At 43.4% G+C, this 21788-nt stretch carries 21 protein-coding genes; 10 read left to right on the top strand and 11 right to left on the bottom strand.

Annotation, left to right across the window (positions count from 1 at the left end; all coding sequences use genetic code 11):
• Position 1: 1 nt before the first annotated feature.
• Positions 2 to 526 (top strand): methylated-DNA--[protein]-cysteine S-methyltransferase, encoded by a 525-nt coding sequence (locus ACH0AB_RS09325; protein ID WP_406877997.1) that lies wholly within the window; start codon positions 2 to 4, stop codon positions 524 to 526.
• 19 nt (positions 527 to 545) lie between these two features.
• Here ACH0AB_RS09325 and ACH0AB_RS09320 read toward each other — a convergent pair whose 3' ends face one another.
• Positions 546 to 3215 (bottom strand): AAA family ATPase, encoded by a 2670-nt coding sequence (locus ACH0AB_RS09320; RefSeq protein ID WP_406877996.1) that lies wholly within the window; start codon positions 3213 to 3215, stop codon positions 546 to 548.
• 303 nt (positions 3216 to 3518) lie between these two features.
• On the opposite strand from ACH0AB_RS09320, the gene glpK reads away from it, so the two are divergent.
• The 3 genes from glpK (at position 3519) to ACH0AB_RS09305 (ending at position 7215) form a co-directional block, all read left to right on the top strand.
• Entirely contained in the window at positions 3519 to 5117 is a 1599-nt protein-coding gene (glpK, locus tag ACH0AB_RS09315) for a glycerol kinase GlpK (RefSeq protein ID WP_406877995.1), read from the top strand.
• 380 nt (positions 5118 to 5497) lie between these two features.
• Complete coding sequence (locus tag ACH0AB_RS09310; protein ID WP_406877994.1) at positions 5498 to 6505, top strand: endonuclease/exonuclease/phosphatase family protein; 1008 nt, start codon at positions 5498 to 5500, stop codon at positions 6503 to 6505.
• Between the two features lie 20 nt (positions 6506 to 6525).
• Positions 6526 to 7215 (top strand): TetR/AcrR family transcriptional regulator, encoded by a 690-nt coding sequence (locus ACH0AB_RS09305; RefSeq protein WP_007116896.1) that lies wholly within the window; start codon positions 6526 to 6528, stop codon positions 7213 to 7215.
• A gap of 99 nt (positions 7216 to 7314) precedes the next feature.
• Here ACH0AB_RS09305 and ACH0AB_RS09300 read toward each other — a convergent pair whose 3' ends face one another.
• The gene (locus tag ACH0AB_RS09300; protein WP_099807879.1) at positions 7315 to 7455 is read right to left on the bottom strand and encodes an entericidin A/B family lipoprotein; all 141 of its coding nucleotides are present in this window, start codon (positions 7453 to 7455) and stop codon (positions 7315 to 7317) included.
• A 290-nt stretch (positions 7456 to 7745) separates the two neighbouring features.
• Here ACH0AB_RS09300 and ACH0AB_RS09295 point away from each other — a divergent pair, with 290 nt between their 5' ends.
• Positions 7746 to 8270 (top strand): tRNA (cytidine(34)-2'-O)-methyltransferase, encoded by a 525-nt coding sequence (locus ACH0AB_RS09295; RefSeq protein ID WP_406877993.1) that lies wholly within the window; start codon positions 7746 to 7748, stop codon positions 8268 to 8270.
• Between the two features lie 9 nt (positions 8271 to 8279).
• On the opposite strand, the gene ACH0AB_RS09290 is transcribed toward ACH0AB_RS09295, so the two are convergent.
• From ACH0AB_RS09290 to tusD, 3 genes are read right to left on the bottom strand one after another with little or no spacing between them, the layout of a single operon-like run.
• The gene (locus ACH0AB_RS09290; RefSeq protein WP_099833799.1) at positions 8280 to 8600 is read right to left on the bottom strand and encodes a TusE/DsrC/DsvC family sulfur relay protein; all 321 of its coding nucleotides are present in this window, start codon (positions 8598 to 8600) and stop codon (positions 8280 to 8282) included.
• A gap of 5 nt (positions 8601 to 8605) precedes the next feature.
• Positions 8606 to 8938: a hypothetical protein gene (locus ACH0AB_RS09285; protein WP_406877992.1), complete on the bottom strand. Its 333-nt coding sequence runs from the start codon at positions 8936 to 8938 to the stop codon at positions 8606 to 8608.
• Between the two features lie 30 nt (positions 8939 to 8968).
• Positions 8969 to 9409, bottom strand: coding sequence for a sulfurtransferase complex subunit TusD (tusD, locus tag ACH0AB_RS09280; RefSeq protein ID WP_406878009.1), 441 nt, complete (start codon positions 9407 to 9409; stop codon positions 8969 to 8971).
• A 330-nt stretch (positions 9410 to 9739) separates the two neighbouring features.
• Here tusD and ACH0AB_RS09275 point away from each other — a divergent pair, with 330 nt between their 5' ends.
• Positions 9740 to 11188, top strand: a complete 1449-nt coding sequence (locus ACH0AB_RS09275) for a glycosyltransferase family 4 protein (protein WP_406877991.1) — start codon at positions 9740 to 9742, stop codon at positions 11186 to 11188.
• A 147-nt stretch (positions 11189 to 11335) separates the two neighbouring features.
• Positions 11336 to 11932 (top strand): phosphatase PAP2 family protein, encoded by a 597-nt coding sequence (locus tag ACH0AB_RS09270; RefSeq protein WP_406878008.1) that lies wholly within the window; start codon positions 11336 to 11338, stop codon positions 11930 to 11932.
• A gap of 32 nt (positions 11933 to 11964) precedes the next feature.
• Here the strand turns inward: ACH0AB_RS09270 and truC are convergent, their stop codons facing one another.
• From truC to ACH0AB_RS09240, 6 genes are all read right to left on the bottom strand, one after another.
• The gene (truC, locus tag ACH0AB_RS09265; RefSeq protein WP_406877990.1) at positions 11965 to 12777 is read right to left on the bottom strand and encodes a tRNA pseudouridine(65) synthase TruC; all 813 of its coding nucleotides are present in this window, start codon (positions 12775 to 12777) and stop codon (positions 11965 to 11967) included.
• Positions 12778 to 12847: 70 nt separating this feature from the next.
• Positions 12848 to 14236 (bottom strand): APC family permease, encoded by a 1389-nt coding sequence (locus ACH0AB_RS09260; protein WP_406877989.1) that lies wholly within the window; start codon positions 14234 to 14236, stop codon positions 12848 to 12850.
• Positions 14237 to 14488: 252 nt separating this feature from the next.
• Positions 14489 to 15214, bottom strand: coding sequence for a Smr/MutS family protein (locus ACH0AB_RS09255; protein ID WP_007116885.1), 726 nt, complete (start codon positions 15212 to 15214; stop codon positions 14489 to 14491).
• A gap of 81 nt (positions 15215 to 15295) precedes the next feature.
• Entirely contained in the window at positions 15296 to 16117 is an 822-nt protein-coding gene (gene trpC / locus ACH0AB_RS09250; RefSeq protein WP_406877988.1) for an indole-3-glycerol phosphate synthase TrpC, read from the bottom strand.
• A 15-nt stretch (positions 16118 to 16132) separates the two neighbouring features.
• Complete coding sequence (trpD, locus tag ACH0AB_RS09245) at positions 16133 to 17263, bottom strand: anthranilate phosphoribosyltransferase (protein ID WP_406877987.1); 1131 nt, start codon at positions 17261 to 17263, stop codon at positions 16133 to 16135.
• Between the two features lie 127 nt (positions 17264 to 17390).
• Complete coding sequence (locus ACH0AB_RS09240; RefSeq protein ID WP_406877986.1) at positions 17391 to 18017, bottom strand: anthranilate synthase component II; 627 nt, start codon at positions 18015 to 18017, stop codon at positions 17391 to 17393.
• A 502-nt stretch (positions 18018 to 18519) separates the two neighbouring features.
• On the opposite strand from ACH0AB_RS09240, the gene glnA reads away from it, so the two are divergent.
• The 3 genes from glnA to ACH0AB_RS09225 all read left to right on the top strand — a co-directional run bounded on the left by glnA (position 18520) and on the right by ACH0AB_RS09225 (position 21553).
• Positions 18520 to 19929 carry a type I glutamate--ammonia ligase gene (glnA, locus tag ACH0AB_RS09235; protein WP_036604344.1) on the top strand — a complete coding sequence of 470 codons (1410 nt, stop codon included), beginning with the start codon at positions 18520 to 18522 and terminating at the stop codon, positions 19927 to 19929.
• A gap of 144 nt (positions 19930 to 20073) precedes the next feature.
• On the top strand, positions 20074 to 20826 hold the full coding sequence (locus ACH0AB_RS09230; protein ID WP_406877985.1) for a DUF4124 domain-containing protein: 753 nt from the start codon (positions 20074 to 20076) through the stop codon (positions 20824 to 20826).
• Between the two features lie 52 nt (positions 20827 to 20878).
• Positions 20879 to 21553 carry a 4'-phosphopantetheinyl transferase superfamily protein gene (locus ACH0AB_RS09225; protein WP_406877984.1) on the top strand — a complete coding sequence of 225 codons (675 nt, stop codon included), beginning with the start codon at positions 20879 to 20881 and terminating at the stop codon, positions 21551 to 21553.
• Positions 21554 to 21788: the final 235 nt, after the last annotated feature.

The following is a 21788-nucleotide window of genomic DNA, read 5'->3' as shown; positions in this document are numbered from 1 at the left end:
AATGCTTACCACAAACTACCAACTATCAATCAAATTACCAACAATTACCCTTGTCGCACATAAGGGTTGTCTTATCGCGCTTGATTGGCAAACCCAAAAAATCCTACAACAATTAACTGCACAAGCGCACTATATACAAAGCAAAGATTTGGCTGACTCAGTAGATGACGATGCCAAAGTCTTAGGAAATACCATCAGTCAACTTGACGAATATATTAATGGACAGCGACAAGTGTTTGATATGCCCATCGCCCTCTACACAGGCACACCCTTTCAGCAAAAAGTATGGCAAGCATTACGACAAATCCCTTACGGTCAAACAATCAGCTATGCACAGCTTGCGCTACAAGTGGATAATCCCAAAGGCTTTCGCGCAGTCGCGCAGGCCAATGGTCGCAACCCACTAAGTCTCATCATTCCTTGCCATCGCGTGATTGCCAGCGATGGCAAATTGGGCGGTTACACCGGTGGGGTTGAGATTAAGCAAACATTGCTTGATATAGAGCAAGCAAGTTATCAGCGATAAACAATAACCCAATGAGGCGTTATTCTTTGTCATCTGCGTCTTTTTCTTCCCAAGTTTCTAAGCGTTCATAAATACGACCATAAACGGTATTTTTACGATATTTGCCTTTTTTGGTCATCTCATCCGGCGCCAGACCCGTCAATAGATACATGGCTTCATTGACATGCTCTACAGCATAGATGGTAAATTTACCTGCCGTTACGCTATCGATGATATCTTGACGTAGCATCAATTGCGCCAAATTGGCTTTGGGCACAATCACCCCTTGTTTACCCGTCAAGCCTTGCTCGACACACGCATCATAAAACCCGGCGATTTTGGCATTGACGCCGCCGACCGCTTGGACTTGACCAAATTGGTTCATCGAGCCAGTCACCGCAAAGCTTTGATTAATCGGGGTTTGCGATAAGGCAGACAGCAGCGCGCAGGTTTCGGCTACTGTCGCGCTATCGCCATCGATACCGCCATAACTTTGTTCAAAAGCCAGCGATGCGGTAAAGTTGAGCGTGTGGTCTTCTGCAAACAGCGCTTTTAAATAACTGCTCATAATCAGCACGCCTTTGGCATGGATAGAGCCGCCTAAATCCACATCGCGCTCGATATCAACAATATCGGCATGCGCGGCACTGTGATGCACTGACGCTGTCAATCGCGCAGGCATGCCAAATTCACTATCTGCGTAGCTGATGACTGTCAGTGCATTGATTTGACCAATCGCTTTGCCTTGGGTGCTAATCAGCTGTTGCCCTTTTTCTAGTTCTTGCCAGAACAATTGTCGTAAATAGCCCGAGCGATGGCGAATATCCTCAATCGCTTGACGGACATGGCTAGCGGTTACTGTGTTTGCAGGGCTAAGCTCTGATTGATTGATGACCGCATGACGATTGGCTTCGAGTAATAGCTGCGCCAATCTATCCCCATGTAAGCTTAACTCATGCTGGTCTTCCGCTTGCTCGCTGAGATAATCCAATAAACAAGCCAACGCGGTGTTATCAAACGTTAGCAATTGGTATTTGCTTATCATATCAGCAATTTTGGCGGTCATCGCTTGTTCATTGGCGTGACTGCGTACCACGCGATCATGAAAATCTGCACGGATTTTGAATACGGCATTAAATTCAGGCTCAAAATCTAGCAGGTCATAATACAAGTCTGGCTCACCGAGTAAAATGACTTTGACATCAAGTTTAATCGGTTGTGGCTCAAGGCTGATACTGCCGGTCAATGTCAGCATTTGCTCAAGGCTCGACATCTTGATTTGACGGCTTTGCAGCGCGCGTTTGAGACCTTGCCACGCATACGGATATTCAAGCAAATTAGTTGCTTCAAGCACCAAATAACCGCCATTCGCACGGTGCAGTGAACCGGCGCGAATCAGACTGACATCTGTTGACACAGTACCCAAATGGGTAATTTGCTCGACATGACCGAGTAAATTTAAATGGGTGGGTAAGTCTTCAAACACAATCGGTGCGCCTTGATCGGGCGCATGGCTTGCAATCACATTGACAAAATAGCGCGCAGGCAATGGCGAAAAATGGCTGGGCAAAAACTCTTCATCATCTTCATTGATAATTCGTTCTACATGATTGACGATATCGTCATGCACGTCTTGCAAATACTTACGAACCTTTGGTAAGTCTTGATACTTGTCAAATAACGGCTCCATCAATGGTTTTAAGGTACGCCGAGTCAATGAGTGGTGTAGCGCTTGTAGGGTCTGATTGGCTTCATCTTCAATTTGCTCAAGCTCAACGGTCAATTGGCTCAAGCGTTTTTGCATGTGGTTTTTATCTTGATAATTGGCAACATACGGCGATTTTGGGGTTAAGCCAAAGCTGGCTTGATTGGTTGCGCTCGAGGTATTATTAGAGGCGCTAGTTGTGGTGCTAGAGGTTTGATTGGCTTTAACTGGTAAAACTGGTGCTTTGCCACTGGATTTTTGGCGACCCAATTTATTAGCAGGTTTGATTGATAAATAACCACCGCTTGGCTCAATATCATTGTAACTGTCATTGTCATTGTCATTGCCATCGGCTCGGTTGTCACTAAAATCCGATTTGATAAAAATCGGTTTATTGTCCGAAGGTCGCAGCGCCAACGCAAGTGAATATTGTTTGCCTTCTTCATGCAGCGCATGATAGACCTGTTCTTCACGAAGGCTAATTTCATTCTTTATGGCTTCTACCTTACTTTGGTAGTGCTCACTGCGAAAACGCTGATTGAGCTGACGCTTGGTGGTTAGCCAAAAGGTTTTGACATCTTCCGCTAATTGCTTGCCCATGCCAGCAGGCAGGTCAAGCGCAATCGGGGTGCGCGCATCAACAAAATTATGCACATACACCCAGTCATTGGGCGTGGGTTTTTGTTTGGCGTGAGCTTGTAGCAGGCGAGTGATTAAGGTGCGTTTGCCCAGTCCGTTTTCACCTGCAGCAAAGATATGATAACCATTGGCGTTGATATCAAGCGCAGTGGCAATCGCTTTACAGGCTCGCTCTTGCCCAAAGCCAATTTCAAGCGTTTTGGTATGCTGGCTATCTTTTGGCAAGGTCGCTGGGTCGGTATAACGGCGCAAGTGCGAGATTGCAACAGGCTGTAAATTGTCAGATTTGATGGTATCGGTAATGATAGAGGCGGATTTTGAAGTAACAGGGGTAGTACGAACAGATTTTGCAAGGGTATTTTTCATAAAACAAGTTTCATCAACGCATTAAAAAGCGGTAGTGGGAAAGATAAACAATGACAGTGACAGTTAGAGTGACAGTGCTTAGGGGCTAAGGTCTAAGATATAGGGTCACTTATAGTTAACAGATAGGTTTTGGTAAGTGGTAATAAAGTATCAGTATGATGTGGTTTTTTGTTGATAAAATCAATGGCTATTTTTTCGCGAATCGTTGCCTTAAGGTTTCAGCCGCAGTAATATAAAAGTTGATGGGTAAGTATTTGCTAAGATAACATATGGACGCTTAACACAATCGTTTGAGACAACAACATGGCTAAAACAGAAAACGGATTTATTTTAGCGCTGGATCAGGGCACTACCTCAAGCCGCAGTATCATCTTTGATAACCAATTAACACCCATCGCCATCGCCCAAAAGCCGCTTAATATCATCACCCCAAAAGCCGGGTTTATCGAGCAAAATGCCAATGACATCTGGCAAACCCAAATTAGTACCGCCCAAGAAGTGATTGCCAAAGCAGGATTGTTGGCGACAGATATCTCAGCCATCGGTATCACTAACCAACGTGAGACCACCATAATTTGGCATAAAAAGACGGGTAAGCCTGTCGCACCCGCCATTGTCTGGCAAGATAGACGTACCCATCAGTGGTGCAGAGACTGGCGTGATAAAGGCTTTGATGCCAAAATCCAACAAATTACCGGACTACGTATAGATCCGTATTTTAGTGCCAGCAAAATCGTATGGCTGTTAAACCAAAACCCTAAGCTTCGCCAACAAGCGCTAGCAGGTGAGTTGGCTTTTGGTACCGTGGATAGTTGGCTACTGTTTAACATGACAGGCGAGCATAGCATTGATATCACCAACGCCTCACGCACCATGCTGATGTCTTTGCAAACAGGCGACTGGTCTGATGAATTATTGGATTTATTTGATATTCCCAAAACCATGTTACCTACCATCAAGCCATCGGATGGCGATTTTGGGGTCACCAAACAAGGGATGTTTGGCAAACAAATCCCAGTCACGGCAGTGCTCGGCGATCAGCAAGCGGCATTGTATGGGCAGGGCTGTAACCGGGCTGGCATGGCAAAATCCACCTATGGCACCGGCTGTTTTTTATTAATGAATACCGGCGATAAGCCGTGTGTCAGTCATCAGCAATTACTCACTACCGTTGCTTGGCAAACCACAGAGGCGAATCACACTCGTCAACCTAACCGTCATGAACCCTCAGGTAAATTGCCCAACTTGTTAAAACCTTTACAAAATTTACAACGAAATAAAAAAACAAGCGTCACGCAGACACAATATGCGCTTGAAGGCAGTGTGTTTATGGCAGGTGCCATCGTGCAGTGGTTACGCGATAATTTAGGTATGATAGCGCGCAGTGAGGACATTGAAACCTTGGCGGCGCAAGTACCAGATAGCCAAGGAGTGACCCTGATTCCTGCCTTTACCGGACTTGGCGCACCTTATTGGCGAGCAGATGCCACCGCAAGGCTTATCGGGCTGACACGCGGCACTACCAAAGCGCATATCGCTAGAGCCGCCTTAGAAGCGATTGCGCTACAAGCTTATGATGTGTTAATCGCCATGCAAAAAGACAGCCCGGTACCACTGCACGAACTGCGCGTGGATGGGGGCGCTGCCAATAACAATATCTTAATGCAATTTCAAGCCGATATACTCAATGTCCCTGTGCTGCGACCGACGACCACTGAGAGTACCGCAAAAGGGGTGGCATTATTGGCAGGGCAAGCGGTGGGACTATATGATGACACTAGCATTGGTGAAAGTTGGCAGTTAGACCGTATCTTTGAGCCTAAGATGGCCTTATCTGAACGCCAAGCCATCGTGGAGCAGTGGCAGTTTTATATCAATCAACTATTAAATGAACAAAATTAAAGCAAGAAAATCATTAACATAGCTCTAAAAGAGTAAAAATAATGTAAAAACAAATAGTTAACCATATGAAAAATTTTTTTAAAGACTCGACACGAGAGTGATTTTCGTTAGCAGTTAAGTGCATTAAGTAAAAAAAAGCACTTTATTTACCCAATTTTTAAACCCTGCTTAAAAATATCAGCAAATTTTGGCTAAAAAAAGTGATTTTTTGTGTAGAAATTGAATAAAAAAATGTATAATGCTTCAAAATTCGACACTGTGTTGACAGTGATAAAAGTTACTATGATAAAAGTTACGAAGATGAAAGTCAGAAAATTTTTTGGACAATGTTGCTACAAGCAAGCAGGGATAACTGGTAACTCAACATTAAGGATATGACAGTGGACAATCAATTTGTTATCGCGACGGCAAATCTACTCAATTTTGCACTGCCCAATCGGGTTTTTTATCGAAACCAAGACGTGTATACGCCGCAGCAATATCAACAAAAAATCAATGCACTTGCCCCCATTTTTCGGCAATTGCAAGCTGATATCATTGGTTGCCAAGAAATTTGGGATGAGCAAGCACTGATTGACTTATGTCATGCAGCCGGTCTCAATGACTATCATGTCACTGTGCCACTAGCCAGTAATCAGCCAGACAGTCCATTAACCCAAGGACGAGGCGCAGTTGGCACCCCGAGCGTAGGCTTGATATCACGTTTTGAGATTATTAACACCCAATTGCTCACGCAGATGCCTGCGATTGCGTTGTTAGAGGTACCTGATATTGGGCTTTATCAACAATTTAACCGCCCGCCGCTGATTGCTGACATCAGATTGCCAAATGGCATGGTGGTCACCGTAATTGTGGCGCATCTAAAAAGCAAACGCCCTGAGTTTTTAGAAAACGCGCAAGGCGAGCCGTTAGAAGATCGCAATGATCCGCTAATTCGAGTCCGCGCCAAGCTGCGCAGTCTTTGTATGCGGGCAGCGGAAGCGGCAGGCATTCGCCAAGTGGTTATTGAAAAACTGTCGCACAACAACCATCCGCTGATTTTGTTAGGGGATATGAATGATGTGATGCAGAGTGTCACTTGTCAGCTTTTAAGCGAATCGGGCGAAGTATTTTATGATAAGTCGATGCGGGATATCGTACTGTATGATGCCTCTACGATACAAAGTCGTATGCACTGGCTTAAAGATGTGGCGTACACCCATATCCACCAAGGTATGCCAGAAGTGCTTGACCAAATTTTGGTATCTGAACAATTTTTAGCTGATAGTAAATTTAACATCGGTGAAGTATTACAAGTTGATTATTTTAATGATCATCTCAAATTTATTGTAGAACAACGCCCAACCGATCATGGATTGGTACGGGCACAAATTAAACTTTATTCATAATCAGTCGATAGAGAGGAAATATGTCAAGCGCTTATGATGAAAAAATTGAGGATGTATTGGTGGACTCTGAGCTCGCTCGCCGCTTAGTCCCTAACAAATTCAAGTTCACTAGCCAGCAAGGTCGTTTGCGTCGCCAAAAATTATTAGCCGCTGCCAAAGAGTTGAGCGCGACCCGACCTGTCAGTGAGATTAGTTTGGCTGATGTGTGTGAACGAGCCGACATTCCCAGAGCCTCAGCATATCACTTCTTCCCAAACGTTGAAGCGATTTTTTTGGCATTACGTTTTTTAAATGCGATAGAAATCTTTAACAAGCTTGAAAAAGTGGATGCCAAACAATTTAGTCGCTGGCAGGCCTATATCACCACAGTCATTGAGACAGGCGTTGATATTATTCAATCTGATTTAACGGTTGCCCGTTTGATTTATGAGACCAATACCCCAGATTTTGAGGGCAATGCCTTTGGCAGTGAAATCGAAAAAAGCCTCGCCCAAATGGTGTATGATAAGTTGTCTGAGCATTATAAAATGCCGGCTTTAGAAACCATTCATCAGCAATTGTTAGTCGCGTACGGTATTATCAATGGTATTTTTATTTTAGCTTATCGCTCAGAAAAAGAAATCACCGATGCCTATCGTCAAGAAGCGATTACAGCGGTGATAGCTTATCTACGTTGTTATTTACCTGAAAATTTGCCAAAAAACGGCTAATTTTATAACCTACTAGGGTTATAACCGATAGCCAATAAAATAGGCAATAAAAAACCCATCAGCGAGATGGGTTTTTTTACTTAAACAGAAAATCTACTATTAGATTTTGTTTTCAGTTTTTTGTGCAGTAGTGGTTACTGCGTCACCTGTTTTTGATACGTCTTTACCAAAACCTTTGACTGTATTACAACCTGTAACAGCAAACATAACAGCGATTGATGCGGCGATTAATTTTTTCATTTTAAATTTCCTCAGATATATCCATTATTTTTTAACAGTTTTTAGCTACCAGGTTAAATCATGCGACTTTATTGACTTATAGAAGTTAAAATAAAGTAAAACATGCTTGGTAGAGTCATGGTAATGCAGGTTAGTCTAACGTCGCTATAGCGTTAATGTAACCAAAACTATCAAGTTGTAAAAAAAACTTAAATTTACGCAATAATTATAGGTTTTTTGTAAATTAATCTTCGCATTTAGCGCTTTTTTATTTCAATCTGTTTTATTTTAATCTGGTTAAGGATGTCGATATGATTCATGTGGTATTAGTTGAACCCAAGATGCCAAGCAACACAGGCAATATTATTCGGTTATGCGCCAATACGGGCGCAACCCTACATTTGGTTGAGCCACTAGGGTTTGAGTTAGAAGATAAGAAATTACGCCGAGCAGGGCTAGACTATCATGAATGGGCAAATGTCAAAGTACATGCCAATTGGCAGGATGCACAGGACAGTCTAAGCCAAAGTGGGGTACAAAGAATTGTTGCCTTGACCACCAAGCTTAGCAAACCTTTATATGATGAAGATTTTACGCAAGTGGCAAATATCGCTTTGGTATTTGGGTCAGAGACAGCCGGATTACCCGAGCCAATTCGCGCGGCAATTGGGCAAGACAACTGGTTACGTTTGCCTATGTTGCCGACCTCTCGCAGTCTGAATTTATCTAACAGCGTGGCAATTACATTATTTGAAGTTTGGCGTCAGCAGGGGTTTGGCGGTGATAACGGTCACAGTATCGGTTATGACAATCTCATCCCTTATGACCCAAAATAATCTCAAAATTTATAAGCAATTTGCAGGTTTGGGCAACCCTGCAATGCGGTTGACATGGCGCGCGACAAGACCCGTGTTAAACATGGCTTGCAGTTTGGTGTTATCAATCGCCAATGAGGGTAATTGCTTGGATAAAAACTTGATTAAAGGACGGGTCGTCGGTGGATGGCTGTATAAATCATAATATTGACGTACTGCGTCTATGATTTGATAGTGCTCAGGGGTTAACGTGACATCCAGTGTGTTCGCCAATTGTTGGGCGATATCGGGTGTCCAGGTTTGATGAGCTATCAAATGACCGTCTTGGTCAAGTTCGGGAAGTTGGGTCATAGTATTTATAAATCAAAAGTGGTATCAAAATGAGGCGATGTAGTTGGCTGTAGCGCGACTTGAGCGCACCAATCAAAGTCTGCTGATAGCTTCGCTTGCCATGCTTTGAATCTATCAAAATCTGCTAGCGCTAGCCAAGCGGGCGGCATATCATACATATCAAGCGATGCTAGCATATGGGCAAGCTTGCCTGTGGGCGCATCTAATAGTAAGTTTAGCATGCTATCACCAATAGTCAGCTGAACTTGGTGGTCAAACGCCGCCAGCGCAAACGCCATTGATAAGGCTTCATGACAAAGCAAAAACGTGTCAGCGTGGATATTAATTACAATTTTCATAGTCAACCGCTATTGCTAAACCCATCCCAATTAAAACTGATAAACCGTTTTTGCTCTGTGCAGATGCATGGCTAATTCACCCAAACCGACTAATTCAAAGCCATCTGCCAAATTGTCACCTTGTAGCTGATGTCTAGTCGCATTGTCAACATCTGTCACCCCGCGAGCCAAAGCGGCACTCACACACACTTGAATGGTTAAATCATGACTCATAGCAAAGTGTTGCCAATTTTTTGCCAGATTTTCGATATCATCGGGCAGCCAAATTAATCGGTTGGCCAACATCACCGCATCACTATATAAGAAAATTTTAAAATCGGTATTAGTTAACGGGTTTTGCTCAACGGTTGTTTTACTATCGTTTGCCCATAGCGATTGGGCGCATTCAAGCGCTTGTTTGGTAAGCGGATGACTAGGCGCATGTGTCATTAGCATCACAATCGGTGTATCGAGCGTCGAAGTATTTGGCATAGCGGTATTATTCGATGTAGTTATCAAATCAGTCATTTAACCATCTATAAGGCATTAATCTATAAAGTGCAATATGCCCGCTATTTTAGCAAAATCGACCCCTATTTGCGATGCAATTGTCATCAAACTGTTATCAAATTGACATGAGGTTGTCAATGGCGACTTATAAGCTTAACCCATACAAAGGATTGATTTAATTTACCGAAACGGCTTTCGTAGTCAAACAAAGCAGTCGGTTGTAATGGTTGATAACATACTATGAGTGACAACACTTTAAACACTAATTTCTACCAGGCTTCGTCTGACACTCAGACGACGTCAGCAAATCACATGAATCTCTCAACTCAAGTTGCAGGCACGCCTTTTCATGACAATAGGCCATCATTGCATATCGCTTTGGTGACTGAAACTTGGTTGCCAGATATCAATGGGGTAGCCTCAAGCGTTTATCAAATCATGCGCGAACTCAAATCGATGGGTCATCGCATTACGTTGATTCGCCCCAAACAAAGCGATGAAGTCGAACAACATACCCTAACGACAGGGCTTAACACTGCGGCTGTTACCACTGATTTACAAGTGCCAAGTTTGCCCATTCCTTATTATCCGCATCTGCGCATGGGGCTACCTTGTTACCGATTTTTAACGAAGCAGCTGCGCAAGCTTCGTCCTGATATCGTGCATATCGTGACGGAGGGTCCTTTGGGGCTTGCGGCGTTGATTGCTGGCAAACAGCAAAGCATTAAAGTCTCTTCTGGTTATCACACTGCGTTTCATGATTTTAGCCGATATTTTGGCTGGAAAGTTGTCTCAGTGCCTCTGCTTGCGTATATGAAGCGTTTTCATAACCAGTGCAATGCTACGTGTATTCCAAGCCAGACCACCCAACATCAGCTGGCTGAATTTGGTTTCAAGCATTTGTACCAAGTCGGTCGTGGCGTTGATACAGCGCGCTATGCACCGAGCAAACGTAGCCAAGCATTACGGCAAAGTTGGGGCGTGGGCGAGGGCACCACAGTGTTAATGTGTGTGAGCCGTGTTTCCCCTGAAAAAGGTATGGATACCGTCATTAAAAGCTTCAAAGCGCTACAATTACAGCAGCTGCATCGTCATGTCAAATTAGTGATTGTCGGTGATGGACCATATAAAGAAGCGCTCGTTAAACGGCATGCCAATGATACAAGCATTATTTTTGCAGGCTTTAAAACAGGCGAGGCGCTGGCAAGTTATTATGCCAGTGCCGATGCTTTTGTGTTTGCTAGTCAAGTGGAAACTTTCGGTAATGTCGTCACCGAAGCGATGGCATCGGGGTTACCAATTTTTGCCTATCATGATGCGGCTGCGGCGCTGTTGGTGGATGATAGTTGTGGTAAAACTGTACCGCTTGGGCAAGAACAACGCTTTGTAGAGATGATTAGTGAATTGCCTAAACAACAACAGCTTGATCAGATGCGACTAGCTGCAAGGCACAAGGTGGCTGCTTTTTCTTGGCAAAAACCTGCCCAAGAAATGTTGACCATGTTTTATGAAGTGCTATCAATTCAGACGAACACCCTAACAGCCAGCACAGTGACGCCAACCATTTTGCCTTCTCAAGCACTCGCTCAACATCCGCTCGCGGATTTAACAATCGCCCTCACACCTGAGTCAGTTCACCCGACTGTCGGGGCAAAAAAACAGCCACGATATAGTCATTCACTCCAAAGTAGCCACTCAACCCAAAATAGTCACCCAACCCCAAGACCCGCTGAATCTGCCGCGTTTTTCTCCAAAACGTGAGGTTCAAATAGGCAAAAAAAGGATGGCGCCATGAATCACCCCATCAATCAATCCATGAATCAACCCATAAAACAATCCAAACTGTCACTTGCCAATTCAGAACTCACCTGTACCTCTGTTAGCTCTGTCGAAAACTTACCCAATTTAATGCGCAATTATTATCAATTTTTGCACAGTAAACCTAAACTATATCATTTGCAAAAGCGCGTGCTGCAATGGGATACTCGCTTATGTTTACGGGTAAATTTGCTGTCGCAATTGAAGTTTTTTGCGCAGTTTTTCAAAACCATCAGCCGCTTAGGCGATGGTTGGTTTTGGGCGCTATCGACGGTAGTGATGTTAGTAGCGTTATTCTCACAAGGACTGGTCGCTAGTATCGTTGCTATGAAAGTGTGTGCGGTGTTACTCAGCAGTTTTTGCGGTTATTTGCTGTATAAGTATTTAAAAGTACACACAGTGCGTCCACGCCCTTACCAAGTACACCAGACCATTACTTTAGGCGAACGGCCTTTGGATGTATTTAGTTTTCCATCAGGGCATACGCTGCAAGCGGTATTGTTTACCACCATGATAGGGCATCAAGTGCCGATGATGTTATGGGTGTTGCTACCATTTACGATGCTGGTGGCATTATCGCGCTTGGTGCTTGGGTTACATTATCCCACCGATGTGTTGGTGGGTGCAGGCATTGGCGCAACATTTGCGACCATCGGCAGTAAAGTGAGTGATTACTTGGTGGCGTAAATGATGTCGCCAAATAATGATATCGCAAACTATTAAGGCAAATGAAAGCCAAACTGCGCACACATCGTTAACCAATCTGTATCCACGGGTGCAGTGATATCAACACGCCGATTGTCGGTCAGTCTATTAAAAGCCAAGGTATGCGCATGTAACATCAATCGATGTACGCCGATGTGTTGACGGATGGCACGATTTTGGTGATGATCGCCATAGCTGGTATCACCAATAATCGGATGAAACACATGCTTCATATGGCGACGTAGTTGGTGTTTTCGTCCAGTAATGGGCGTCAATCTAGCCAGGCTAAAGCGTGAAGTGGGATAGCGGCCGCGCGCTTGAAACGGCTGTTCAGTTGTTGCCAAGCATTGCCAATGCGTTTGCGCAGGTTGCAGTAAGGTTAATTCTGTAGGGTTTCTAAGGGATTCATCAAACATGTCTGTCGAACTAACCTTTCTTTGTTGTAGCGCCTGCAAACTTGGTTTATCGCCAATTTTATCCAAAATTTGTGCGAGTGGGTAATCAATCAGCCCAGATGTCTGCTGGGATGTCTGCGCATTAACTGTCAAATATCCGCGCACGATGGCTAAGTAAGATTTTTGCACTTGCCTGTTTTCAAATTGCTCACACAGTTGCCGCGCTGATTCGCTCGATAAAGCAAACAGTAACACCCCCGATGTCGGCCGGTCTAAGCGATGAATCGGATAAACATATTGAGCCAATTGATCGCGCAGGGTCTGCATCACAAACTCGGTTTCATGACGGTCAAGCCAGCTTCGATGGACAAGCATACCCGCAGGCTTATTGACTGCCACACAGTGTTCATCTTGATATAAAATTTCTAACATGCCGTTTTCCCAAAAGCCACAGACATAAAAAAGGTCAGAATCGTATCTGACCTTTTCACTACCTTAACCATTATTCATGTTCATTGTGCATCGGTGGGTGACGCTTAAAACCACCGGTTTTAAATGCCAAGTAAATTATACCGATTACTGCCCAGCTTAAACCCATTTTGATGGCGATGGGCTCACTTTCTTTCCACATCAGCGCAACACTGATAAAGCCCAACAGCGGCACAATCAAATACATAAACAAATCATACGCGCTGTGGTAGCGTTTTTCACGGATGATGTAGGTCGCAATCACGGATAAGTTAACAAAACTAAACGCCGTCAATGCCCCAAAACTAATCAAATGCGCGATGACATCAAACTCAATAAAACCCGCGGTTAATGCAATTATACCCGCGATATAGATGTTGTAGGTTGGAGTCAAGTATTTTGGATGAATATGACCAAAAATACGTTTATTAATGACCCCATCACGCCCCATTACATACATCAAACGAGAGACACCGGCATGTGCAGAAATACCTGACGCCATCACCGTGACAATTGCAAAGCCCAGTACAGCGGCTTGAAACGCAGAACCACCGACCAACATCAAAATATCTGGCTGGGTAGCAGCCACATCTGGGAAATATTTGTCAGGGGTTTGTGGGAAATAAATCTGCATAAAGTAAGTACTAATGATAAACACAATACCTGCAATCAATGCGGTTAAGAAAATTGCTTTTGGTAGGGTTTTTTGCACATCTTTGGTTTCTTCTGCCAATGAGCTTAGTGAGTCAAAGCCTGTGAAAGAGAAACATAAAATGGTTGCACCACTGATGAGTGCCGTCATGTTGGCAATATCACTCCAAAACGGCTTTAAGCTCCATAATTGGTAAGCTGCGGCATTGATAGTGCCGTCCGCATTGGTGCCCGCCATCAATTTGCTATACACCAACCACGTAAATACACCAATAATCAATAGCTGAATAAACACAATCCAACTATTAAAATAAGCCACGACTTTGGAGCCATGCACATTAATCCAGGTCATAAATCCCGTCAGAATAAATACCCAAATCCATTTGTTGACATCCGGGAACAGTGCTTCAAGATAAATCACCGCTAGGATAATATTCACCAAAGGTGACAATAAATAATCCAACCAAGAAGACCAACCCACCATAAACCCGACATTGGGATGAATCGATTTTTGCGCATAGGTATATGCCGAACCCGCCGAAGGATAACGACGAATCATGCTACCGTAACTTAGCGAGGTAAGCAAAATAGCAATCAATGCAATAATATAAGATGTTGGAACGTGCTGATGACTGGCTTCAGAAACCAAGCCAAAGGTATCAAATACGGTCATGGGCTGAATGTACGCCAAACCAATAATGATAATGTGCCAGAGTGCCAATTGACGTTGCAATTTAGCCGGCGAATGAGTCGCAGTGGTGGTATTGTTCAAAGTTACCTTTCTCCTATACCCAGTGGTGTTAAAAACAGTCAGCTGTCAAAAGACAAATGGGCGCTGTTTTTAGCCAGTTGAGAGTAGATTAATGCAGCGCATTTAATCCATGAAAAAAAAGAGCCTATTATAAACAAAAACTAAGAATAAACTATTAACAATTAAAAAATCCTGTTAAAAAAAATCATGCATCGCTTGTTTTATGCATGATTTTGTAAAATTTAACCTATAGTCAAAATAGCAGTACAATGGTTATTGGTCGCGATTGGCTTTTTCGCGTTTTTTGAGTAACACCAATACTGCACCATTGCCACCTTGTGCCGCAGGCGCTGAGCAAAAAGCAAGCACTTCAGGAATCTGACGCAACCAGCCATTGACGCAAGTTTTTAAGATACTATCAATGCCCTTGCCATGAATGATTTTTACGCAATTTTCATTGTTTTTTTGAGCCTGCAAAATCAACTGACTCATGGCTTCACGGGCCTCTTCAATGGTGGCACCGTGTAAATCTACGGCATCATACCAGCGAATCTTGCCTTGTTTGAGCTCATTAAACACTTTGTTTTGTAGCGTTGCGGTTTTATAACTTAAATAAGCATCGCCAGAGACGGGGTTGAGCAGCGCTTGCATATCAGACAATACATGCCCGCTATCATCGTCACCACCGACTGCCGCCGCGCGTTTGGCTAGCGTCGTCGCATCAAGCTTATTGCCAGCGTTGTTTTTATCCGCCAAGTTTTTATCTTTGATTGGCTGCACGCCTGACATGGCTTGCATAAATAGCAATTTATCGTCATCAAGATGTTCGCTATTATATTTTTTAACTTGTTTGGCGACTTGTTGCTTGCTCAGTAAACCCACGGTTTCAGTCGGTTTGCCGTTTTCATCGGTCTCTTTGGTTTGGCTGCGACCTTTACCTAGTTCAGCTTTAAGCTGCTTTAACTGGTCTTGCATTTCTTTAGAAAATAAATTTGCCATACAATAACTCTATAAATCGGTATAAAAAATAGGGCGTTTATCGATGAAACGCCCTAACATCAATTATTTAACTTGGCTATTTTACGCATTTTGTTGTGATTGTGCCAATAACTTTGCTAAAGCACTACCTGCATCACCCGTTTTCATAAACTGCTCACCAATCAAAAACGCATGGATGTCATGGCCCAGCATCAATTTTACATCCTCTGCCGAATGAATCCCGCTTTCTGTCACCAATAAGCTATCTTGTGGAAACAGTGTTTTTAGGCGTAGGGTAGTGTCCAAACTCACATCAAAGTTATGTAGATTGCGATTGTTAACGCCATACACGTTTTGGCGATGCGTTGGCAAGCGTAACGCACGTTCGACTTCTATCTCATCATGACACTCAATGAGTACACTCATGCCAAGTTTTAACGCCAATTCATGCAGCTCAGCGACTTGCGCATCCGATAAACACGCCATAATCAGCAAAATACAATCTGCCCCAAGCGCACGTGATTGCAAAATGTGATACGGCTCAATCATAAAATCTTTGCGTAGCACAGGTAGGCTTACCGCTTGGCGCACTTGCAATAAATACGCATCCGAGCCTTGGAAGTAGTCGGTATCCGTCAATACCGATAGGCAAGCGGCACCCCCTTGTTCATAGCCGACTGCAGTGGCGACAGCATCGAAATTAGGGGCAATGATGCCTTTGGATGGCGAGGCTTTTTTGACTTCCGCAATGACACGGATACCCGCTTTGCGCAAACTGCCGGCAAAATCAAGGATGTCATCGCGGTTCGTTGCGGCAATTTGCTCAAGGTCGTGCCAAGATTGTTGTTGTTTGGCTCTGGCTAGTTCTTGACGTTTGGTGTCGACAATTTTTTGTAATACCGAGGGGACTGCTTGATGAGGCATGGTTTTTCCAAAAATTTAATGAGAGGTGAATTGCTGAGTAAAGCTTGCTAATGCTGCCATTTTTTGCAAGGCTTTGCCACTACTGATGATATCTTGTGCCATGGCTACGCCTTGTTTTATGGTATCTGTTTTACCTGCCACATAGATGGTCGCACCGGCGTTTAAGGCAATCATATCCGCGGCTTTTTTGGCGATGGGGGTTTTATTAGGATTGTTAGCCAGTGCTTCGCGGATGAGCGCTAGGCTTTGTGCGGGACTGTCAATGATTAAGCCTTTAAGCGTTTGCGATTCGATACCCACATCTTCAGGTTCGATATCATACACGCTGACTTTACCGTCTTTAAGTTCAGCCACGTGGGTATAAGTCGCCAGTGAGATTTCATCAAGGTTATCCACTGAGCCGACGACTAGCACATGCTCCGCGCCAAGGTTTTTGAACACATTGGCAAGCGGTTCGCACAGCGAGGGATTAAATACCCCAATCATGGCATTTTTGACGCCCGCAGGGTTGGTCAAAGGTCCCAAAATATTAAATACCGTGCGTGTTTTTAGGGTACGGCGAATGGGCATCGCATGTTTCATTGCCACATGGTGATTGGGCGCAAACAAAAAACCAATACCATGCGTTTTAATCGACTGGGTAATCTGCTCGGTATTTAACGCCAAATTAATACCCGCTTGCTGCAGCAAATCGGAACTGCCCGATTTACCGGAAACGCCGCCATTACCATGCTTGGCGACATGGCAACCGGCAACCGCTGCGACCATGGTAGCGGCGGTAGATACATTAAACAAATTTGCGCCATCGCCCCCTGTACCCACAATATCGACGACATGGGGCACATCCGATAAATCCACTTTAATCGCAAGCTCCCGCATTACTTGGGCGGCGGCGGTGATTTCTCCGATGCTTTCACCTTTCATACGCAGTGCAGTGAGCAGCGCGCCCATCATGGCATCGGGGCATTGACCTTGCATGATGGCTAGCATGACGCCGCGCATTTCTGCATAGGTCAGATCAATGGTATTGATGGCGCGATCCAGTGCCGTGGTAAGCAGTAGTTGGGTTTGTTCTGGCGTTAATGGTTGGTTGTTTTCAATAGCCGTGGTAATGTCACCAAGATAGGGCGTTACAGTATGGGTCATGTCAGTCTCGTATGAGTTTTATGGCTTACACTTTATATATCATTGTACTAGTATACTATAACAAAGCCAAGCTTTAAAGCCAAGTTTTAAAGCCAAACTTTAACCCGCAAAACTCAATTACTCCAGTCTAAGGGTTAGCGTTTTGATAGTTTTTATAGTTTTCATAGTTAACTAAAAAATTTTTCAAAATCGCATACCCATGCTCACTCAAAATAGATTCTGGATGAAACTGCACCCCTTCAATCGGCAATGTTTGATGTCTAATGCCCATCACCGTAGTGGATGGCAAAGAATTATGTGGGTGAATATCATCACACCATGCGGTAACCTCTAGACAGTCAGGCAAACTGTCTGTGGCAATCGCTAAAGAATGATAGCGAGTGGCGTTAAAAGGTGAGGGAAGCCCGGCAAAAATCCCTTGATGGTGATGAAAAACTTGCGACACTCGCCCATGCATAATCGTTGGGCAACGCATGATATGGGCGCCAAATGCTTGCCCAATCGCTTGATGACCCAAGCAAACGCCTAATATAGGAATAATACCGGCACAGTCTTTGATAATATTCAACGTATTGCCCGCATCGCTGGGGGTGCAAGGTCCAGGACCAATGACCAAATAATCGGGATTTAAACGAATAATGTCTTCACTGCTGCAAGCATCATTGCGCCAGACTTCAACGGGTTGTCCCAATTGCTCAAAATACTGCACCAAATTGTAGGTAAAACTGTCGTAATTATCAATAAAAAGTAGCAATCCAGAAACCCTATGCTGTAATTGTCGGATGATGGTTAGCCGATGAAAAAACTTCACCGTTATTTTAATCAATTATTTTATCACAACCATTCTACAAGTGACTGACAGCAAGTGAATGAAACCGAATAAATGAAGCCGAATCGCAGGCTATAATGTTAATGATTTTCACTAAAATAGTTAAACACATATTTTATGCACCATAAAAGTGAATAGTAATGAAATTCTAATTAAAATAGTGCAATTCTTGCAGCCGCATAGCCATTTGAAGGTTATCTAGGCAGATAGTCATATCAGCCAACTTTATCAGTAAATCCACTCTCAAATAACTCATTGAATTTGATATAAAAATTTAATGTTTGGCATGATAGCGCAAAAGTTGGCACATAACTTGAAAGTTTAACTTCAACAAGCACCACTTTGTTTATCTCTTGTCACAGCACCAAAAAGAGTATAAAGTGGCGTAACGTTTTTTAATCATTTTTTGCGTAAAAGGAAACGAGCAATGTCGAATAAATTTTTAGATTTAATCAAATCTAGCGAAGCAAAGTGGGTAGATTTTCGCTTTACCGATACTAAAGGTAAAGAGCAACATGTAAGCTATCCAGCTGACAGCATGGACGAAGACATTTTTGAAGAAGGTAAAATGTTTGATGGTTCATCAATCGCTGGTTGGAAAGGCATTGAAGCGTCAGATATGATTTTGATGCCAGATTCTGATACCGCCTTTGTCGATCCTTTCTTTCGTGAAACGACCGTTGTTGTGACCTGTGACGTTATCGAGCCATCAACCATGCAAGGTTATGACCGTGACCCACGCTCAATCGCGCGACGTGCTGAAGAATACCTAAAATCAACGGGCATTGGTGATACCGCATTCTTTGGTCCAGAGCCAGAATTCTTCGTATTTGATGATGTAAAATGGTCAATCGACATGTCAGGCGCCCGTCACACCATCTCAGCTGATGAAGCCGCTTGGTCAACCGATAAAGAAATGGAAGGCGGTAACTATGCGCACCGTCCACGCGTCAAAGGCGGTTACTTCCCAGTACCACCGGTTGATAGCTCACAAGATATGCGCGCTGATATGTGTGCCGCGGTAGAAGCGATTATGGGTGAAGGCCGTGTTGAAGTCCATCACCATGAAGTTGCCTCTTGCCAGCTAGAAATCGGCGTATCATTTAACACCCTAGTTCGTAAAGCGGACGAAGTACAACAGTTCAAATATGCGGTGCACAACGTTGCACACGAATATGGTAAGACCGCGACCTTTATGCCAAAACCGATGGTTGGTGATAATGGTTCAGGTATGCACGTTCACTTGTCAATCCAAAAAGATGGCAAAAACACCTTTGCCGGTGATGAATACGCAGGGCTGTCAGAAACTGCTTTATACGCAATCGGTGGTATCATCAAACATGCTCGTGCATTAAATGCCATCACTAACCCATCAACCAACAGCTATAAACGCCTAGTACCGCATTACGAAGCGCCTATTAAACTGGCTTATTCAGCGCGTAACCGCTCAGCGTCAATTCGTATTCCATACGTGGCAAGCCCGAAAGGCAAACGTATCGAGGCACGCTTCCCAGACCCAGCAGCCAACCCTTACCTTTGCTTTGCCGCATTGTTGATGGCAGCGCTTGATGGTATCCAAAACAAAATCCATCCAGGTGAAGCCGCAGACAAAAACTTATACGACCTGCCACCAGAAGAAGAAGCATTGATCCCAACGGTGGCGGAGAACTTGGAAGTTGCGCTTAAAGCGTTAGAAGACGACCATGAATTCTTAACCAAAGGTGGCGTATTTACCAAAGAAATGCTTGACGCTTACATTGCCTTGAAAAAAGAAGAAGTAGAGCGTTACAACGTATCAGTTCATCCAATCGAATTTGATATGTACTACAGCTGCTAATAAGTTCGCTTTTCAAAAAACCCAGCTTATATAGGTTGGGTTTTTTTATGTGAAATTTTTAGGCTAATAGGCAAAATTATTTAGGGATTGATTATCAAGCTTGCTAAAATATGCACAATAATGGGTTTTGAGGGGAAGGCTTATATGATTTTGAAAAAATACAGTACCGATCATAATAGTAGTTTGCGGTATAGCTTTATACTCACGGCTGTAGTGTTATTGCTGTCACAGTTAAGTCATGCTGAAGTGTATAAGACGACAACCTCAGAGGGGCAAGTGGTATATACCGATAATATCAATACCGCTTATCAATACGATAAAAACAGCAAGACTATCAGCGTATTAGATAAATTACCCAGCCAATCACAAGTATCATCGACGACCAATCAATCAACAACGACATCTAATAACTTGAACAATGAAGTTGATAATGCAGCGAGTACGGCTACTGACAATCGCTTGCCTGATAGATTAGGTGATAGCTTAACTGGTCGCTTATCGACCCAATCCATCTCAGCGAGCCAGCAGGGCGATTATGTCATAAAAATTGTAGCGCCTGCAGCCGGGCAAACGCTGCGACGGGGAAGTCAACCAATTGAGGTTAGCGTTGCTTTGACGCCGAGTTTAAAAACAGGGGATAGAATCGTCTATCAACTCAATAACCAAACCTTAGCGACCATAAAAGACACTAGCTATACTATTGCAACTACCACGCTCGATCCTAACCCTTATACCATTACCGTAGGGGTTGAAAACGTCTTAGGGGAAGTCATCGCGCAAGACACTCGCGCTATCACTCTCATCAGTAATAATGTACTGTATCAAAAGAAACGTAAAGCGATTGCGCAAGCACAAAAGAAGAAAGCCAACCAACCTTGGTATAAAAAAATACTTTAATACTTTAAGCTATCGTTAAATTTGCTTATACCATAAGGCACTACCATAACCGATGCAGCTTTATCCAATCAAACACCATAGCTGGGTGGCTATTGATATTCACCATAATTTGGGTGAACAGGCTACCTTACCAACAAATAAAATAAGCTCAATCAATAAATCAGGGTCAACCCATAAATCAGGGCCGATGTCTTGTCGTCAATTGCTAAAAAACCTACAGCAAGCGCTCAATTTGACAGGCGAGTTAATGGAGGCAAACTTTCCTTATCATTTTATAACGGCTGATGGTTTCACTTGGTATGTCAGTTTTAGCCATAGCCGCCAACATGCCGCAGTATTGATTTCGCCCTATGCCAATATCGGCATTGATGTTGAAGACAGCGCAATTAGTCATCAGGTTGCTTCACGCTTTTTTTCACCGCATGAATACCAATGGTTGAATCAAAAGCCTGCAGTCAATCAGGCAGTTTTACGAAACTTGCTATGGCGACTTAAAGAATGTGCCATCAAAACCCATCAACATGCCGATAAGCAATTAATCAAAGAATTAAAGCATGATGTGCTAGGTGAATGGGGTGAGGAGGTTATCAGGCAACTTATTGGCGTCGATGAGATAAATGCTAAAGATAAGTCTAAAAATAAGCCCATACAATGTGTGCAAACCGACGCTAAAATAATTGGCAATTTTAGTAGCAAACCTTGCAGTTTTATTATTGTAAACCGTTAAATAAGGCTAAAAAATCGCTGTTTAAAAAAATAACCAATTCTTACGAAATTACTTTTTTTTGTAAAAAACCCATGCTATGATTGCTATAAGAACAATTTACTATGTAAGCGACATTGTAGAGAAATGTTTTAACAAACTATTACAAAAGCTTAACTAGTAGAAACCTTTGCGCGAATAAACACACAAAAGTTCATTAAATTGGTATAATACAATAAAATCAATCACCTAGCAAAAG

The sequence above is a fragment of the Moraxella sp. 179-F 1C4 NHS genome, assembly GCF_045370505.1.
Taxonomy (GTDB): Bacteria; Pseudomonadota; Gammaproteobacteria; order Pseudomonadales; family Moraxellaceae; genus Faucicola; species Faucicola tetraodonis.
The sequence above is the reverse complement of the archived record's forward strand: the minus strand, read 5'-3'. Positions and strand labels throughout refer to the sequence as shown.

Coding starts and splice junctions, on each gene's coding strand:
- ACH0AB_RS09325 (WP_406877997.1), top strand. CDS start 2: ATGCTTACCACAAACTACCAACTATCAATCAAATTACCAACAATTACC.
- ACH0AB_RS09320 (WP_406877996.1), bottom strand. CDS start 3,215: ATGAAAAATACCCTTGCAAAATCTGTTCGTACTACCCCTGTTACTTCA.
- glpK (WP_406877995.1), top strand. CDS start 3,519: ATGGCTAAAACAGAAAACGGATTTATTTTAGCGCTGGATCAGGGCACT.
- ACH0AB_RS09305 (WP_007116896.1), top strand. CDS start 6,526: ATGTCAAGCGCTTATGATGAAAAAATTGAGGATGTATTGGTGGACTCT.
- ACH0AB_RS09300 (WP_099807879.1), bottom strand. CDS start 7,455: ATGAAAAAATTAATCGCCGCATCAATCGCTGTTATGTTTGCTGTTACA.
- ACH0AB_RS09295 (WP_406877993.1), top strand. CDS start 7,746: ATGATTCATGTGGTATTAGTTGAACCCAAGATGCCAAGCAACACAGGC.
- ACH0AB_RS09290 (WP_099833799.1), bottom strand. CDS start 8,600: ATGACCCAACTTCCCGAACTTGACCAAGACGGTCATTTGATAGCTCAT.
- ACH0AB_RS09285 (WP_406877992.1), bottom strand. CDS start 8,938: ATGAAAATTGTAATTAATATCCACGCTGACACGTTTTTGCTTTGTCAT.
- tusD (WP_406878009.1), bottom strand. CDS start 9,409: ATGCCAAATACTTCGACGCTCGATACACCGATTGTGATGCTAATGACA.
- ACH0AB_RS09275 (WP_406877991.1), top strand. CDS start 9,740: ATGAATCTCTCAACTCAAGTTGCAGGCACGCCTTTTCATGACAATAGG.
- ACH0AB_RS09270 (WP_406878008.1), top strand. CDS start 11,336: ATGCGCAATTATTATCAATTTTTGCACAGTAAACCTAAACTATATCAT.
- truC (WP_406877990.1), bottom strand. CDS start 12,777: ATGTTAGAAATTTTATATCAAGATGAACACTGTGTGGCAGTCAATAAG.
- ACH0AB_RS09255 (WP_007116885.1), bottom strand. CDS start 15,214: ATGGCAAATTTATTTTCTAAAGAAATGCAAGACCAGTTAAAGCAGCTT.
- trpC (WP_406877988.1), bottom strand. CDS start 16,117: ATGCCTCATCAAGCAGTCCCCTCGGTATTACAAAAAATTGTCGACACC.
- trpD (WP_406877987.1), bottom strand. CDS start 17,263: ATGACCCATACTGTAACGCCCTATCTTGGTGACATTACCACGGCTATT.
- glnA (WP_036604344.1), top strand. CDS start 18,520: ATGTCGAATAAATTTTTAGATTTAATCAAATCTAGCGAAGCAAAGTGG.
- ACH0AB_RS09230 (WP_406877985.1), top strand. CDS start 20,074: ATGATTTTGAAAAAATACAGTACCGATCATAATAGTAGTTTGCGGTAT.
- ACH0AB_RS09225 (WP_406877984.1), top strand. CDS start 20,879: ATGCAGCTTTATCCAATCAAACACCATAGCTGGGTGGCTATTGATATT.